We start from the raw sequence: 312 nt of genomic DNA on the forward strand, positions 1-312 counted from the left end.
GAACAATGGCTCTGAAACAGGAGTTGTAAAAATATAAAACTTTGTATTCGGATTATGAGTTTTTACACTTCCTAATATTTCCTTCATATATTGATACTCATAATTCCCGCCATAAATCTCTCTACTTAAGTTATCTACTTGCGCAGCAATTTGTGTGTCACGCTCTTCTTTCGTATACTCACGCATCGATTTTATGTTATCGCGATTATATACATCAATAGTCTTATTGTGATGAATGGAGTTTTGAATTGTATTTCGGGAATATGTAATCCCATCCATACTCACATACGATTTAATTGGATATAGTAAGCT

1 pseudogene is annotated in these 312 nt (G+C 33.0%); it reads right to left on the reverse strand.

Going from position 1 to position 312, the window contains the following annotated elements:
• Positions 1–312 (reverse strand): annotated as a pseudogene (locus ACSG5Z_RS30210) (hypothetical protein); the annotation flags it as partial.

The sequence above is a fragment of the Bacillus pretiosus genome (genome assembly GCF_051294775.1).
GTDB classification, from domain to species: domain Bacteria; phylum Bacillota; class Bacilli; order Bacillales; family Bacillaceae_G; genus Bacillus_A; species Bacillus_A wiedmannii.